Origin of the sequence: Chitinophaga silvisoli (genome assembly GCF_003412465.1) — a bacterium.
GTDB classification, from domain to species: domain Bacteria; phylum Bacteroidota; class Bacteroidia; order Chitinophagales; family Chitinophagaceae; genus Chitinophaga; species Chitinophaga silvisoli.
Genome location: NZ_QTJV01000004.1, coordinates 84,010 through 98,983, shown reverse-complemented (window position 1 = coordinate 98,983; position 14,974 = coordinate 84,010). Strand labels below are relative to the sequence as shown.

The 14,974-nt window shown below is 44.0% G+C and carries 11 protein-coding genes; 4 read left to right on the top strand and 7 right to left on the bottom strand.

The window, feature by feature from the left end; translation table 11 throughout:
• Positions 1-294: 294 nt before the first annotated feature.
• Together DXN04_RS12445 and DXN04_RS12440 are read right to left on the bottom strand one after the other, a co-directional pair.
• Positions 295-2,457: a cellulase family glycosylhydrolase gene (locus tag DXN04_RS12445; protein WP_158568983.1), complete on the bottom strand. Its 2,163-nt coding sequence runs from the start codon at positions 2,455-2,457 to the stop codon at positions 295-297.
• A 152-nt stretch (positions 2,458-2,609) separates the two neighbouring features.
• A complete protein-coding gene (locus tag DXN04_RS12440) occupies positions 2,610-3,632 on the bottom strand; it encodes an alpha/beta hydrolase (RefSeq protein WP_116853685.1) in 1,023 nt (340 codons plus the stop codon).
• Between the two features lie 204 nt (positions 3,633-3,836).
• Here DXN04_RS12440 and DXN04_RS12435 point away from each other — a divergent pair, with 204 nt between their 5' ends.
• The 3 genes from DXN04_RS12435 to DXN04_RS12425 all read left to right on the top strand — a co-directional run bounded on the left by DXN04_RS12435 (position 3,837) and on the right by DXN04_RS12425 (position 8,296).
• Entirely contained in the window at positions 3,837-6,308 is a 2,472-nt protein-coding gene (locus DXN04_RS12435) for a TonB-dependent receptor (protein WP_116853684.1), read from the top strand.
• Positions 6,309-6,310: 2 nt separating this feature from the next.
• On the top strand, positions 6,311-7,420 hold the full coding sequence (locus DXN04_RS12430) for a PepSY-associated TM helix domain-containing protein (protein WP_116853683.1): 1,110 nt from the start codon (positions 6,311-6,313) through the stop codon (positions 7,418-7,420).
• A gap of 63 nt (positions 7,421-7,483) precedes the next feature.
• Positions 7,484-8,296 (top strand): tetratricopeptide repeat protein, encoded by an 813-nt coding sequence (locus DXN04_RS12425; protein ID WP_116853682.1) that lies wholly within the window; start codon positions 7,484-7,486, stop codon positions 8,294-8,296.
• Positions 8,297-8,406: 110 nt separating this feature from the next.
• Here DXN04_RS12425 and DXN04_RS12420 read toward each other — a convergent pair whose 3' ends face one another.
• The 3 genes from DXN04_RS12420 to DXN04_RS12410 are packed head-to-tail and all read right to left on the bottom strand — an operon-like array spanning position 8,407 to position 10,805.
• The gene (locus DXN04_RS12420) at positions 8,407-9,399 is read right to left on the bottom strand and encodes a hypothetical protein (protein WP_116853681.1); all 993 of its coding nucleotides are present in this window, start codon (positions 9,397-9,399) and stop codon (positions 8,407-8,409) included.
• Between the two features lie 19 nt (positions 9,400-9,418).
• Entirely contained in the window at positions 9,419-10,105 is a 687-nt protein-coding gene (locus DXN04_RS12415; RefSeq protein WP_116853680.1) for a DUF421 domain-containing protein, read from the bottom strand.
• A 10-nt stretch (positions 10,106-10,115) separates the two neighbouring features.
• The gene (locus DXN04_RS12410) at positions 10,116-10,805 is read right to left on the bottom strand and encodes a DUF421 domain-containing protein (protein WP_116853679.1); all 690 of its coding nucleotides are present in this window, start codon (positions 10,803-10,805) and stop codon (positions 10,116-10,118) included.
• A gap of 95 nt (positions 10,806-10,900) precedes the next feature.
• Here DXN04_RS12410 and DXN04_RS12405 point away from each other — a divergent pair, with 95 nt between their 5' ends.
• Positions 10,901-11,272, top strand: a complete 372-nt coding sequence (locus tag DXN04_RS12405; RefSeq protein WP_116853678.1) for a type 1 glutamine amidotransferase family protein — start codon at positions 10,901-10,903, stop codon at positions 11,270-11,272.
• Between the two features lie 284 nt (positions 11,273-11,556).
• Here DXN04_RS12405 and DXN04_RS12400 read toward each other — a convergent pair whose 3' ends face one another.
• Positions 11,557-13,395 (bottom strand): arylsulfatase, encoded by a 1,839-nt coding sequence (locus DXN04_RS12400; protein ID WP_116853677.1) that lies wholly within the window; start codon positions 13,393-13,395, stop codon positions 11,557-11,559.
• A gap of 21 nt (positions 13,396-13,416) precedes the next feature.
• Positions 13,417-14,973 (bottom strand): RagB/SusD family nutrient uptake outer membrane protein, encoded by a 1,557-nt coding sequence (locus DXN04_RS12395; protein ID WP_199415035.1) that lies wholly within the window; start codon positions 14,971-14,973, stop codon positions 13,417-13,419.
• Position 14,974 lies beyond the last annotated feature (1 nt).

The following is a 14,974-nucleotide window of genomic DNA, read 5'->3' as shown; positions in this document are numbered from 1 at the left end:
ATGAAATAGCTGACAGCACTACTTTTATAAAATAGTTATCAGTAGTACTCTTTTATGAAAGAGCTATCTCCACTATTCTTTTATGAAAGAGCTATCTCCACTATTCTTTTATGAAAGAGCTATCTCCACTATTCTTTTATGAAAGAGCTATCTCCACTATTCTTTTATGAAAGAGCTATCTCCACTATTCTTTTATGAAAGAGCTATCTCCACTATTCTTTTATGAAAGAGCTATCTCCACTATTCTTTTATGAAAGAGCTATCCCACTATTCTTTTATAAAAGAGCTATCCCACTATTCTTTTATGAAATTACCTGTCAGCTGCTTCACACCACCAATCACCACAAAATACATTCCCGCTTTCAGGCCCGAAACATCCAACGTTTGCTGTTGCCCTACTACCATTAACTTTCTTACTCCGGATAAATCATAAATTGTAATGTACTTACCTGTTACATCTACCCCGGAGAATGTAATCGTATTTCTGGCAGGATTAGGATAGATCTGCAATGCACTACTCTTCACCGTCTTCATAAACGTATCTGACACCGTCTCCGGATGCAATACAAACTTTACCCCATCTGCAATTACATACCCATTCGCTGAATCATTCCGTATTAATACATTGCCACTAGTGCCCGCTGCAAAGTCATAAGTACCCAGGTACTTCCACACGCCATTATCTATTTGCTGATTGATCAGGTATGTATTACTGCCACCATCATAATTCACATCCACAGGTGTATTGGATGCCCTGTTTGTACCAGAGGACCATCGCATATATACATCATAAGCGCCTGCTACCGGAAGGTTGGGAGAATACCTCATACTCTTCCCACCTGTGGCACCTGTATTACCATCCGTAGAATAATTTGTACCATAATACCCCGGACTTGATGTACTGCCCGTCCAGGTACCTGTAGCCACAGCAGCTGTGTTGTCTACATATACAATATTTGCCGAAGGCATATCTTCTGTTACATGCCCCAGTGCACTTTCTGCCCCACCTACGGAAGAAATTCTGTAGTAATAATTCACATCATTCGTCACATTGGCATCTGTATAAGTTGTGCCGGTAAGTCCTGAAGCAATCAGGGAATAAGGTCCCGTTACATCGTTTGCCCTGTATACATTATAACTGGTTGCGCCTACCGCTGCTTTCCACCAGTTTAACTGTATGGTCTGATTGCCTGCTTCACTCGTGAGGTACATGGGCAGGTCAGGCGCAAAGCCTGTACCCGTGGTAGTGGCCTGCACTTCCGGACCATTATTCACAACATAATAATAAGTGGTATTGGCTGTCAATACTGTATCAGCATAATTGGTTCCTGTCACTGAGTCAATCGTAGTATAAGGTCCGCCACTCACAGTGCCTCTTTTTATAACATAAGCAGTTACAGCAGTATCAGCCGGCCATGAAAGGTTGATAGCGGTAGGAGAAACTCCATAGGCACTCAGCTGCGCTGGCTGAGGCTGATCTGAATTTTGTTTATCTGCAAACCATTGCTGCATAAATAACCCCTGGTTTTCTCCACTCATCAGGTTCCAGCTCCAGTCGAAATACTGTGGCTTCCAGTAATTATCAAAAATATAACCCGTAAAACCTATCTCAGGATGTGCGTCGAGATAAGTTCTGAAAGGCGTGCCCCAGGCAGTCGTTGTACCATGCGTCACCCCGTCTGAATAACTACTGTTATCATTCCAGCCAAACTCGGTCAGCATCACGGGAATTGTCTGTGCCGATGTACCAAACTTCGTGTCCAGGTTAGCTGTTGTAGCTGCTCCCTGGTTCGGATAAATATGATACACATACACCAGGTTTGCCCCCGTCATGGGATTCGCCGCCGCACTATTTACCCTGGTACTCCATTGTGGTCCACCTACGAGAATAATATTCCTGGGTGCCACCGCCCTGATCGTATCAATCACCGGCTGTATATAGCTTTTCCAGGTAGTCCATACATCCGGATTAATCGGTTCATTATAGACCTCAAACAGTACATTGGGCGTGTTGGCATACCTGGGGGCGACATACTTCCAGAAGTTCATCACATACACCTGAGGGATCCCACCCGAACCATAATTGGATACAAAATGAAGGTCTACAATTATGTACAATCCTTTGGCAATCGCCTGCTGTACATAAGGGTCAATAATGTCTGCAAAACTTTGTGCCGGATCGCTCACCTTTGCGCAGGTAACCTGCAACCTGACGATGCGTGAATGCCAGCCCCTGCCGGCATCCGCCTGCCATTGCAGCATTTCACTGATAGGTTTGGCAGCACAGGTAGTACATTCATTATTATGCTCAGGTGCCAGGATGGATACGCCTCTCAGCGTAACATTATTCCCGCTGGAATCTTTGATTCGGTTACCATCTACATGGAGCCAGGATACCTGCGCATGACCTGTAAAACAAAGTAATAGCAATACGAAGAGTAGATTTTGGATTTTCATAAGGAAGTGGAATTTAACAGTGAACAAACAATATTTAAATTTAAGGAAAATAAAAAAGCTTCTGCCATCGACAGAAGCTTTTTTTCTGAAAATAGATTTCATTTCCCTTAGTGAATTCCCTCTTTCTTGACGATTTTATTTAAATTTCGAAACTATTCGCAATTTGCAATCCTTGGATTATCACCGGATCCGCAAGGGAAGAGATATTTACTTTGCGGGAAGGCCGCCACCGGGTTATCCGTCACTTCCAGCGGTGTCATTCCCTGTGGCAGACTCACCTGTACTGATGCGCCATTTCCCAGGGCCGTATTCTTCGCATTTGCATTGCCGTTGAAACTATAATCTATCATCGCATCCAGTAATCTGTATACTACATAATAATCATATGCATCATAAGCCGTTCTCGTATTGGGCAGATCATGCGCCGCCGTATAAGTATATCCATCTACCACACTTTGCTTTACTAAAATATAATCCTTCTCCGCATCTGCAATATTGATATGCTTAAACATATCGATTGCCAATCTGTGATCATTGGTTACGTCGTCATTATATACTTCTGAAATCAGCTTTGTATTGGTAGGAAAACTTTGCAGCTGTGTGGCTGTAATGTTATAAGAATACCACTGTGCCATGGTGAAAATAAACCTTCCGTTTACCCCCCATCCATTCTCCACAAATCCCTTATAGGCCAGTGCAAAGGAAGCGCCTCCGCCAAATGAATGACCCATGAAGCCGACCTTCTTTGTGTCAATGATACCAGGATAGTCATTCACCGCTTTCAGAAAACTCTGCCACAGTGTATTATATCTTGAATCCACCGTAACACCTGTGGTCGGATAAGGTGCAAATACGACGGCATAACCTTTCTTTGCAATAAAATTGTACAAACCTATATTATAACTGACTTCCTCTCCACCATAAGGATGTGAATAGAAAATAACAGGTACAGGTCCGGTAGCCTCTTTAGGATAAAACAGGGTCACCTTTTTACCACTATAAGTAGGGCTGTCAAAACTCACGCTGGCAACTGTATAAGAACCATCCGCACCATACCCGCTGGCAGGTCTTGATACGGGGCCTTCCAGATCGTCATCAGTATAATTGGTTGTGGTAGTGTCAGATTTTCTGCAGCTACAGCAGATCAGCATTAGGGCGATTACGAACATTCTCATGGTAGTAAATAATTATACAGTAAAGAAAATAAAAATCTGATAGAGAATTTTAATAATCCGGGTAAAACAGATGATTTGTATGGTGAAGCTGATAATAGCCACAGCCAGTTAATTTTTTCCTTTTGCGTAAATGAAATTCCGGATTCGCATAACTATCAGTCGCTTTACTTATTTCCTTTGCAGCCCTAAACTATATTCTGTACAATGATCCGGACTACAACAACTTTAGCAGCAATATTGCTATTATCTACTCTTTGTGCTTTTGCACAGCATAGCATCAGTGGTACAGTAAAAGATATTAATAACCAACCACTTCAGAAAGTAAGTATCTCATTAAAAGGTCACAAAAACAGCACTTTTACAGATGGAAATGGTGCATTTCATATAGAAGACCTGCCTGCAGGGAAGTATACCATTCACTTCTCTCACACTGGTTTCCAGGGGCAGGATGTAGCCTTCAATGCAGATTCGGCTATGCCAGTAGATGTTGTATTGTTGCCATCTCTGGAACAGTTGCAGACGGTCGAAATCACAGGCAGAAAAGAAATAGGGTATAAGAACACTAATACCTTCATTGGTACCAAGACCGCCACCCCCCTGAAAGATGTACCTGCGGCCATCGCTTATGTCACCAAGGAATTAATTCAGGATCAGGCAGCCGTAAGAATCGGTGATGTCGTAAAGAATATGAGTGGTGTGAACCAGTTCACCTTTTACGACGACCTGACGATTCGTGGTTTCCGTATCAATGGGGGGAGTACCACACAGCTCATGAACGGCATGCGTACCTTCACCGGCTTCTGGAAACAACCCATGGTGAACTACCTGGAAAGGGTAGAAGTGATCAAGGGGCCGGCATCCGCATTATTTGGAAACGCTTCTCCGGGTGGTGTAATCAACCGTGTGACCAAAAAGCCTCTCGATGAAGATCGTAAATCACTCAGCTTTACCATGGGTAGTTTCAATACCACCCGTGCATTATTAGACTTTACCGGTCCGCTGAATGAGGATAAGACGATCCTGTATCGCCTGAACCTGGGTTATGAAAATGCCGAGTCATTCCGTGTATTACAATTCGATAAGAACCTGGTGATAGCACCATCAGTATCTTTCCTTCCAAATAAGAAAACCCGTATCAACTTTGACGCGGTATATAATAAGTCTAATAGCCGCCTGGATCGTGGTCAATCCATTTTCCTGGGTCAGGACCTCTATTCAACCCCCATCTCACAGTCACTCAACGCTACCAACGACTACCTGAACGAGGAAACCTATACGGTAATGGCCTCTTTGAATCATCAGTTCAGCAGTCGCCTGGCATTCAATCTTGCTTACCTGCGTACAGGTTATACAGAAGATCTGCTGGAGCACAGAAGCGCCAATGCATATGCTGTGGATGCGGATGGCAATGTAATTTCCAGTCTGATAGCCAGGCAGGTTTTCGTACGTAAAAAGAATCCTGCCAGTGCCAATGCCAGCATGTACCTGACCTACGATGCCAATACAGGAAAGGTGGAGCACAAGTTACTCGCAGGATATGACTATTCACAGGCTACACTTTCTCCCGGCGCATCCCAGATGACGGCGACTAACTACCAGCTGAAAAATGGTGGAGTGGCTCCTTACAAAGCGGCGAATGCTGCCGATTATGTGATGTATAAATATACTACAGCCTCAGGTCAGGTGATTAACATTCCCAAACCCAACGTACCTTCCTTCGATTTGCTGAACCCTAATAATATCCTGGAAGATATGACCCGGTATGTATACACGCCTCAAAACAGTGCAGTACAACCTGCCTTCAATAGCCTGGGTGGTGTATATGTACAGGACCAGATCAAATTTGGTGCATTGCAACTGCTGCTGGGTGTCCGTTACGAAACTTACACCGACAGACCTAATTATAAAAAAGCGAATGAAACAAAGGTAAACCAGCATGCTTTGCTGCCTCGTGTAGGCCTGGTATACTCCGCTACTAAAAATGTCAATGTATATGGTGTATATACAAGAGGTTACAACCCACAGGATGCCAGCATTCAGAGCAATCCGGCATCAGGCGGTCCATTCGATCCGATCGAAAGTGAGCTGATAGAAGGTGGTCTGAAAACAGAATGGCTGGAGGGTAAACTGACCGGCAATCTCTCTGTTTATCACATCATTCAGAAGAATACATTATACCTGGCCGGAGTGGCAGAACAACCTGATTTGTATACACAGATAGGTAAAGAAAGAGCCCAGGGAGTGGAATTAGACATCACAGGTCAGGTGACGAAAGACTGGACTATTATGGCTAACTATTCTTACAATGATGCGGTGATCACTGGTGCCAAAGGTACTGACACCACATTGATCGGCCGTCAGAAACCAAATGCACCAAAGCACCAGGGGAACCTCTGGACTAAATATACCATTCCCACAGGCAAAGTAAAAGGTCTCGGCCTTGGTGTAGGTGCCAACTTTGTAACGACCCGCAATGTATCGCTGAATTCTACACAGACATTACCGGGATATGCATTGCTGAATGCTGCCCTGTATTACAAGGTGAATAAGGTACAGTTGCAGGTGAACTTCAATAACCTGACAAATAAAATTTACTGGGTAGGTGGTTATGATTACCTGCGTCTCTTCCCGGGAGCACCGAGAAGCTGGCAGGCGACCATCTCTTATACATTCTAAGCATGAAGAAAATATTAGGCTGGCTACATTTATGGCTGGGCATCGCCTCGGGTATCGTAGTGCTGATAGTGGCGCTGACGGGAAGTCTGCTGGTATTTGAAGAAGAGCTGGAACACACGTTCCACTCTTCCTTTTTTTATGTAGCAGCACCTGCACATGTAAATCGCCTACCACTGGATCAGCTGGTGACGACCGTGCAGGAAAAGTATAGCGGCTACAAAACCGCTAACATGAAAATAGAGCCAGCGGGCAACCGGAGCATCATTTTCCTGTTGCAGAAAAATAAGGCAAATCAACTGTATATCGCCGTCAATCCCTATACAGGGCACATTATAGAGGCAATGCCTGCCAGCAGGCGCTTCTTTACGATCGTACTGCAACTGCATCGTTACCTCTGCATGGGAGCGGTGGGTAAGGCAATAACCGGCATTTCCTGCGCTATATTCGTCTTTCTCACCCTGAGTGGACTCATACTATGGTGGCCAAAAAGAAATAACAGGAAGCAACGTTTCCGTGTGAAATGGAAGGCTTCGTTTAAGCGCTTGAACTGGGATCTGCATGCAGTGTTTGGATTTTACATTCACCTGGTATTATTGGCGATCTCTTTGACAGGACTGGTGTGGAGTTATCAGTGGGTGAACGGATTGTTATTCTACACCTTCAATGGCGGCTTTAAGGCGGAGAAAGTAACCCCGCCACCCAGTATTGCACGACAGGGAAGTGGCTATTTTGAAAAGATCTATCGTACTACCAATGAAACCCTGGTCTATGATGGGCCGGTGACCATTACCTATGGCAACGATTCCCTGGCAATCACCGCTTTTAAGAACAACATCGCTGCTTCCACAGCTAACACATACGATTTTCTTTATTTCGAAGCAGGGACCGGGAACTTGCTGAAGAAAAGACTCCATAAAGATGAAAGTGCGGGTATGAAAGCGAGAAGACTGGTATACCCCATTCATACAGGCAGCATCTTTGGTTGGCCGACACGGATCATTGCATTGATCAGCGCATTGGTGGCGGCTTCACTGCCAGTTACCGGCTTACTTATATACCTGGGCAGAAAGAAAAAGCAACCCATTGTGGCGAAGAAACGCGTGTTGGCCTAGCTATCACGCGTTTTTGCATTGATATTTACTCATATATTTGTCCCCAAATTATCTCTTATATTTATGAAATCCCCGATCGGCATACTGAGTTTATCGCTCCTTACCTTGTTTTCCTGTCATTCGCAACCCCCGGATGCGGGAGGAAACAGGGTTATTTTCAAGGACAGTCTTGGTCATACTATCACCAGCGCCGTGCTCTCCAATGCTACGGGGCAGGTCAATTATGAAGTGATGGATAAGCTAAGCATCAATCCTGAAGCAAAGGAACTGCATAATGAAGCGAGGGAGCTGGGGCAGGCGGGAAAGTATGAGGAGGCGATCGCTAAGCTGGAACAGGCAATCAAAATACAGCCCGCATGGGCTTATCCACCCTATGACCTGGCTTTCGTGTATCTATTAAAGGGAGACTTTGATAATGCCCTGAAGTATTATAAGGCCGCAGATGACTTATCTCCCAAAGGTTTTTTCACTGCCAAGACGGCCGTCTACACCCTGGAAGGTGAAAAGGCAGGGAAGTTCCCAAAAGGCATGTATGCTGCTTACCTGCAAATAGAATGGGCGGCGGACGAAAATAAGAAACTGGAAATAGCCCAGACTATCACGGAGAAGGTGCCTGATTTTGCACCGGGCTGGAAGGAAATGGCGATCCTGGCAGATAAGCCGGCAGAAAAACTGGAATATATCAACCTGGGGCTTTCAAAGAACCCGGATCTGGAAACGAAAGGTGTGTTGCTGATTAATAAAGCGATTAACCTGAATGGATTGGGGAAAAAGGAGGAAGCGAAAAAACTGCTGGGAGACCTGATTTTTTCTCCGGATGTGACGACGGGCAACCTGGAACTGGCTAAGTTTACTTTAAAATCTATAGTAGAATAAAGTTGTACCAAAGGTAACCTGAAACCATAGAGAATAACATTTACAAAATTGTCTTCATCAGTTACCCGAATTAAATCCCGGGAATTTTAGTCATAATACAGCCTGGTTCATTAGGTATTATTTCTCAGTACATTTTTCAGCACTTTCAAGGCGCTTTTAGTATCCTGGGATAAGCCGCTGATGATTTCCCTGAACCCGTACAGCAGGTTATCCAGGTTGTTCTTTTCGCTCTTCCAGTCGATGAACCGGGCGCTTTGTGGTGTCTTTGCAAAGCCTTGCAGGAATTCATATTTTGGGTGATTGAAAAGGGATTTAATTTGTTCCTGCAGATCCTTCACCTGTTCTTTCAGGGTGGTATTATACAGGTGTAATTTATCGTTTGTGAGCTGATCAGGGTGTTTGTCTTCCCTTTCGATCCATTGCAGTTCCAGCTGTAACATGGTGAGCAAATCTTCGTTTTCTTTTGCGATGATGAGCTGCTTCATGAGGTCTTCTTTCAGCTGAACCTTTGCCGGGTCCTGCTCCAGGTCAGGATGAAAGAACTTGGCCAGTTGCCTGTAGAGCTGTTGAATATTCTTTCTGCGCAGTGCATCCAGTAGTCTTTCCTTTTCTTCCTTATAGCGTTCCCGTTTGGATGTCTTTACGGTTGCAGGCAAGGTTTCTTCGGTAGCTGCAGCGGCCCTTAATTTCGACAGGTATTGTTCATTGATATCCTGGTAGCTGGTATCGGACAGGGCATTGAAGATGTCGAGTAATTCGCCTTCAGGTTCTCCCTGCTGGTACCTGAAAATATCCTGTAACAAGTGTAGGATGAGTATACGCAGGTCTTCTTTTTCATGGTCTGAGAGGCCTTTGGAAAGGGTCATAAAACCATTCATAAGTACCACAAGTTGTGCACGCAGACCGGTGAGCTGCTGAACGAAAGGGTAGATGTGTTTGATGTAGTGCTGGCGTTGTTTATCCAGCACTATGGTGAGTTCGGCCAGTTCCTGCCGAAGGCTGGCGATCTGTTGGATGAGTTTGTTGAAAGTCTTTTGCTCTTTGCTGAGACTGGACTTATTGATATTGAGTTCCCCCGGGCGCTTTTCTAATTCCTGTGACATGCAGTCAAAAGTAGGATAATTATTTTTGCGAAACAGGATGAACGAATTTATGTTTACCACATTTTGGACAACTATCCGATGCCTTTATTTCATCATTGCCACAATTATAACATACCTGTCCGTCAGCATTGATATGTAAGCGATTAATGAATTTTTCATCTTCCTCCGGCAGCACGGAGAGACCTGGTTTAGGCACTGTTTTGTTAATAAGCGTAAAGGTTCCATCTGCCTCAAAGTAAAAACGTCCCACTTGTCCAAGGTGTTTCACCCCCTCTTTACGCAGCTGTGCAAAGAGACGTTCCCGCGAAATGCGGGAGGATACCATCGCTTTTATATTCATGGTTCCTTCATGAATCAGCACCCCAATATCGCCCTGCGATTTCTCTTCAAACCGTTCACTTTTTGTAAAAAAAGCGGCAATAATGCGTTGTCCGAGAATTACAATCATAGCGACAATAACTGCTGGTAACAGCCCTCTGTCAGGCGACTGAATAGGAATACCAATAGCCGCTGCAAGTGAAGACATAGCTGCCATTTCATTACGGCTTAATTGTGAGGACATTCTTTTCCCCATCATCCGCATAGAAAAAAGTAATAACAGGAAAACAAAGAGTACCCTGAAGATTACTTCTATGAAGAATATTACCGGTACATTACCTATTAATATGCGCATCCAGTCATCGATGAAGATCTCATTCTCTTTCATATGTTATAATTTATATTACAGCCTTATCCCATTTTTTTTCGCCACAATTGGCACATGTAGTATCCGCCTGAATTATTTGCTGAGTAGCACCACAATTCTTACAGGCATAAACATCATCCGCTACCTGTTGCTGATAGGAATGCACCTGTTCATCCTTTTGTGGCAGCAAAGACAAGCCCGGTTTTGCTTTTTCCATTTTAAATATACTGAAGATCCCACAGGCCTCCAGGTATACGCGTTCTACCTCTCCAAGATTAAAAATCTTTTTTTGCCTGAGTAAGCTATACAGCTGCCCACGTGAAATGCGTGTTTTTTTTAATTCCTCAGTAACCATTAAACCATCCTTTACAAGGATAGACATTTTACCAAAGGTGATATCTTCAACCTTACTATTTTTTACACCCCAAAGGCTTAACCCGCGATGGAAAAATAATATCAGGAACAAAATCATAATTCCCTGAATGATTCCCCGGTCAGGCATTTCCATCGGAGGGGCTACAATGGCACCCAGCATGATAGTAATGCTCAGGTCAATAATAGTAAGTTGTCCTGACATGCGTTTGCCCAGCCACCTCATGAGCATCAGAAGAAATGCATAAATAATGACAGTGCGGCAAAATACCTCTATCATATACACCATCGGGGCATCACCTATAAAGATGCGTTTTAGATCTGTTAGCTTAATCTGTGATTTGTCCATAATCAATTCTATTCAAAAATTATGCATGGCAAATGGTCGGGAACGCTTACTGGTTAAGGATTTAAATTTGCATATAATCAACAAAAATCATCACAATGGAAAATGAAAGCAAACAGGAATGTCCGGTTCCAAAAGGAATACTGGTAATCATTGGCGGAAAGGAAAACAAAGGCGAAAAACCAGATTCTGAAGTGCAGGAAGAAAATGGATCTCCTCTTGAAATTCTGAAAACAATTGTAAAATTGATCAATAAACCAGATCCTTTGGTAGAAATAATTACTACTGCCAGCTCAGAAGGCGAAGAATCTTATAAAGAATATGTGGCTGTGTTCAAAAAGATTGGGGTTAAACGTTCCCGTCATATCCATCATAATTCCCGGCCTGAGGTAATGGTACACAGAGGGCCCTTTGTACGAATGGCGCAGATCATCATTACCAATCCTACCTGTATCGGAATTGGGGATTGAAGAAGATTCAGCAATTATTGTAGGGGATGGTTTGAATGCAACAATAATTGGAAGTGGAGTCGTATCATTATAGATGGCTCCCATTCAGAGAAAATGGATAGTGACTCTTTTACAAATATGAATGCAGTATCGGTAAGAACTTTGAAAGTTCACTTACTACTTCTACCTGTGGAATTTTATTTTGCTGCATATATTATCCAGAGGAGAGAAATATAACCTGGCTGAACGCCAGGCTATCCGGCAAATAATTTAAAAAAATCCGGCTTATTATAAGCCGGATTTAATTATTTTATCGGTCCCTGCTGATCACTGCCATTCGGATGATGGAACAACTTATTATTCCTGTCATACGTGTCAATAAACGGGTACAACCTATTCACCGTCGCCTGGATCTCGAATAACTTCTTCAATTCCTCCAGCTTCTCCGGATACTTCTTCGCCAAATCCACCCGCTCATTAAAATCCTCCTTCAGGTTATACAAAGCCCATACATCATCCTCAAACCTGGTTTTCTCCAGCTTCTTCCCCTCTGAGAAATTATAATCAATCCCATCCGGCCTATGTGCCGCACTAATCTTCCATCCATCATAATACAATGCCCTGGCACCAAAGATGTAATAATGCTGGATCAAATGTCTTGATTTCGCCTGCGCATCATTGATGGAATAGACCAGTGAAGTACCTTGAACAGAATCCTGCTTCACACTCCGGATATACTTTGGTTGCTGAATCCCTACCAGTTCAAGTGTAGTCGGCAAGATATCTATCACGTGTCCATACTGCTCACGAATCCCGCCTTTTTGCTGAATCCCTTTTGGATAATAAACAATCAGGGGATTATGTGTACCTCCCTCAGAATGCGCATCCTGCTTCCAGTCTTTAAAAGGCGTATTCGCTGCCTGCGCCCACCCAATCGGATAGTTAGTACTCGCGGCTGCCGTACCGATAGAATCAATAAAGGTCAGGTTGGTTTTCAAATACTCTGCTTCAGAAGCCTGGGTAACTTTGTTTAATCCCGGTTTGATCACACCATCCACAGTACCTTCCTTACTCGCGCCATTATCCCCAATGATCACATAGATTACCGTATTCTGCTCCAGGTTATTTTCACGGAGATAATTCACCAGTCGGCCAATCTGGTAATCAGTATAAGTAAGATATCCCGCATATACCTCAAAGAATCGTGCAAACAACTTTTTCTCATCAGCAGAAAGACTATTCCATGCCTTCACTCTTGAATTGCGATCCGGCAACTGTGCATTTGCAGGAATCACTCCCAGCTTTTTCTGTTGGGCCAGTACTCTTTCTCTATACACATCCCAGCCTTCATCAAACTGCCCTTTATACTGATCACTCCAGTATTTATCTACCTGGTGCGGAGCATGTGTAGCCCCTGGTGCATAATAAAGGAAGAATGGTTTATCCGGAGCGACCCTGTGTTGCCTGTCAATGTAAGCAATGGCCTTATCTGTAATCTGTTCATTCAGGTGTCTGCCATCTGGTTTGATATGCTCATTGTCTTCCACCAGGTCTGGTTTATATTGATCCGTAGCGGAACCCAGGAATCCGAAGAAGTGTTCAAACCCTTTCCCACTCGGCCAGCGATCAAATGGTCCTGCATCAGTAGCATCTTCATCGGGTGTCAACCCATACTTACCTACCGCAAATGTATTATACCCATTGTCTCTCAGGATCTCAGCAATCGTACCCGCAGAAGAAGGAATACGTCCGTCCCAACCCGGGAAGCCTGCAGACATTGCAATATGCGAGAATCCACCTTCATGTACAAAATGACTATTCCTGCCCGTTAGCAATGCAGATCGTGTCGGTGCACAAATGGCAGTCGTATGAAAATTAGTATACCGCAATCCATTATTGGCCAGGTTATCCAGCACAGGTGTGCGGATTAATCCTCCAAAACTACTGGAAGCTCCAAAGCCAACATCATCCAAAAGAATCAGGACTACATTGGGAGCACCCGCCGGTGCTTTCGGAACAGGTGCCCACCACTCCTGTGATTCAGCAAGCGTTTTGCCTATCTTGCCCTTATAGGTAGTATCCTGTGCGTATAAAAAGGAAGAAAAACTTCCTGTCATGAACAATAGCAAAAATTTCTTTTTCATAATTATAAAGAATGGGTTTTACTACCACCCAGGGTTCTGAGTGAGTAATGGATTATTGTCAATTTCTGTTTGTGGAATAGGATATAAATAATGTTTGTCCGCTACGTTGGTCTTTCCCACCTTCTGCAGACTGCTAAGCAGGATACCACCACCACTGGCATTCTTTTCACGGATCAGATCAAACCATCGCTGGTATTCATACACGAGTTCCAGTCTGCGCTCTAAATAAACAGAATCCCTGAACTGATCCTGTGAAAGGCCCGTAGTCAAATCAGGCAATCCTGCCCTGGTCCTTACCCGGTTAATGGATTTGTATGCCTTGGCCGTTGGACCATTCAGCTCATTTTCCGCTTCCGCATGAATAAGTAATACTTCTGAATAACGAAGGATAGTCACATTGGTAGAAGACTCACCTGCACTGGCATAGTTAGGGTCCCACCACTTATTGTAGAAAGGAGTGGAGTCATTGGGTACAGCAGGATTCGAAAGCGGCAGTCCATATTTCTTACCATTCGTAGGACTGGTAAAGCTGCGTACAAAAGTGACGTTTCTTCTTTTGTCATCCGCCCTGAATATTTTATAAATGCTGTAATAGTTGTCGCTACCCACGGTATAATAGCGTACCATGTGAGCATAGTTATTGCCAGTAATTCCAGGGATTGCAGATAAAATAGCTCTCTGTGTTTCATTGTTATCCTGGTTATTGGAATTGGCCAGCATTTGCGCGGAAAAGACATGCTCTACACCATTTTTATAAGCAGGCAGGAAGGTATGTGAATAGTCTGTGAACAGGTCATAACCATAAGTACCGGTTCCTCCATCCTGTGCAGACAACACTTCTTCTGCTTTGCTGACAGCCAGCTGGTATTTGCTGGTGATTTTCAGTGGCAGGGAAGCCTCATATAAATAAACTTTCGCCAGCAATGCCTTTGCTGCGCCTGCTGTTGCCCTACCTACATCCGGAGAGGTATAGGAAGCAGGGAGTGCAGTCGCTGCTTCAGCCAGGTCTGTTTCAATCTGTGCATATACGGAGTCAGATGCTGTTCTTGTAGTATAATAGGAAGATGCCAGCACTTCAGACTGATAAGTAGTAATCAATGGCACATCGCCAAACAGGCGCACAAGGTTGAAATAAAAAAGGGCACGCAGGAACTTTGCTTCACCCAGGATCCTGTTTTTCTTTGTTTCATCGCTGAAGCTAATGTCCGGCACCTTTGCCAGCACCACATTCGCTTTCCTGATAGCCGCATAATGTTGTTGCCATAGCTCATATACACGCTGATTGCTGGTGGTATGAGACAATACTGCCAGTGAACGTACATCTGAATTAGTTGCACCAGGACCGGGATCTTCATCATCATCCGCCATATTCATTCCGGTATTGAACAGGGTATTGTATGGACTTTGTACAGAGCCTGTATTCAGGTGATAGTACACGGCGTTGATAGCAGTTTCTGCATCAGATTCTGTCTGGTAAAACTGTTCTTCCGAAACAAAAGACTCCGGATCTTCTTCCAGGAAATTTTTGCAGGAGCTTAAAAAAACAGGGAGCGCAATGAGTATATAATAAAATTTCATG

What these genes read in the sequence shown, in the direction of transcription:
- DXN04_RS12395 (WP_199415035.1), bottom strand. Translation starts at nt 14,973, where the DNA reads ATGAAATTTTATTATATACTCATTGCGCTCCCTGTTTTTTTAAGCTCC.
- DXN04_RS12420 (WP_116853681.1), bottom strand. Translation starts at nt 9,399, where the DNA reads ATGTCACAGGAATTAGAAAAGCGCCCGGGGGAACTCAATATCAATAAG.
- DXN04_RS12400 (WP_116853677.1), bottom strand. Translation starts at nt 13,395, where the DNA reads ATGAAAAAGAAATTTTTGCTATTGTTCATGACAGGAAGTTTTTCTTCC.
- DXN04_RS12405 (WP_116853678.1), top strand. Translation starts at nt 10,901, where the DNA reads ATGGAAAATGAAAGCAAACAGGAATGTCCGGTTCCAAAAGGAATACTG.
- DXN04_RS12445 (WP_158568983.1), bottom strand. Translation starts at nt 2,457, where the DNA reads ATGAAAATCCAAAATCTACTCTTCGTATTGCTATTACTTTGTTTTACA.
- DXN04_RS12440 (WP_116853685.1), bottom strand. Translation starts at nt 3,632, where the DNA reads ATGAGAATGTTCGTAATCGCCCTAATGCTGATCTGCTGTAGCTGCAGA.
- DXN04_RS12430 (WP_116853683.1), top strand. Translation starts at nt 6,311, where the DNA reads ATGAAGAAAATATTAGGCTGGCTACATTTATGGCTGGGCATCGCCTCG.
- DXN04_RS12415 (WP_116853680.1), bottom strand. Translation starts at nt 10,105, where the DNA reads ATGAAAGAGAATGAGATCTTCATCGATGACTGGATGCGCATATTAATA.
- DXN04_RS12425 (WP_116853682.1), top strand. Translation starts at nt 7,484, where the DNA reads ATGAAATCCCCGATCGGCATACTGAGTTTATCGCTCCTTACCTTGTTT.
- DXN04_RS12410 (WP_116853679.1), bottom strand. Translation starts at nt 10,805, where the DNA reads ATGGACAAATCACAGATTAAGCTAACAGATCTAAAACGCATCTTTATA.
- DXN04_RS12435 (WP_116853684.1), top strand. Translation starts at nt 3,837, where the DNA reads ATGATCCGGACTACAACAACTTTAGCAGCAATATTGCTATTATCTACT.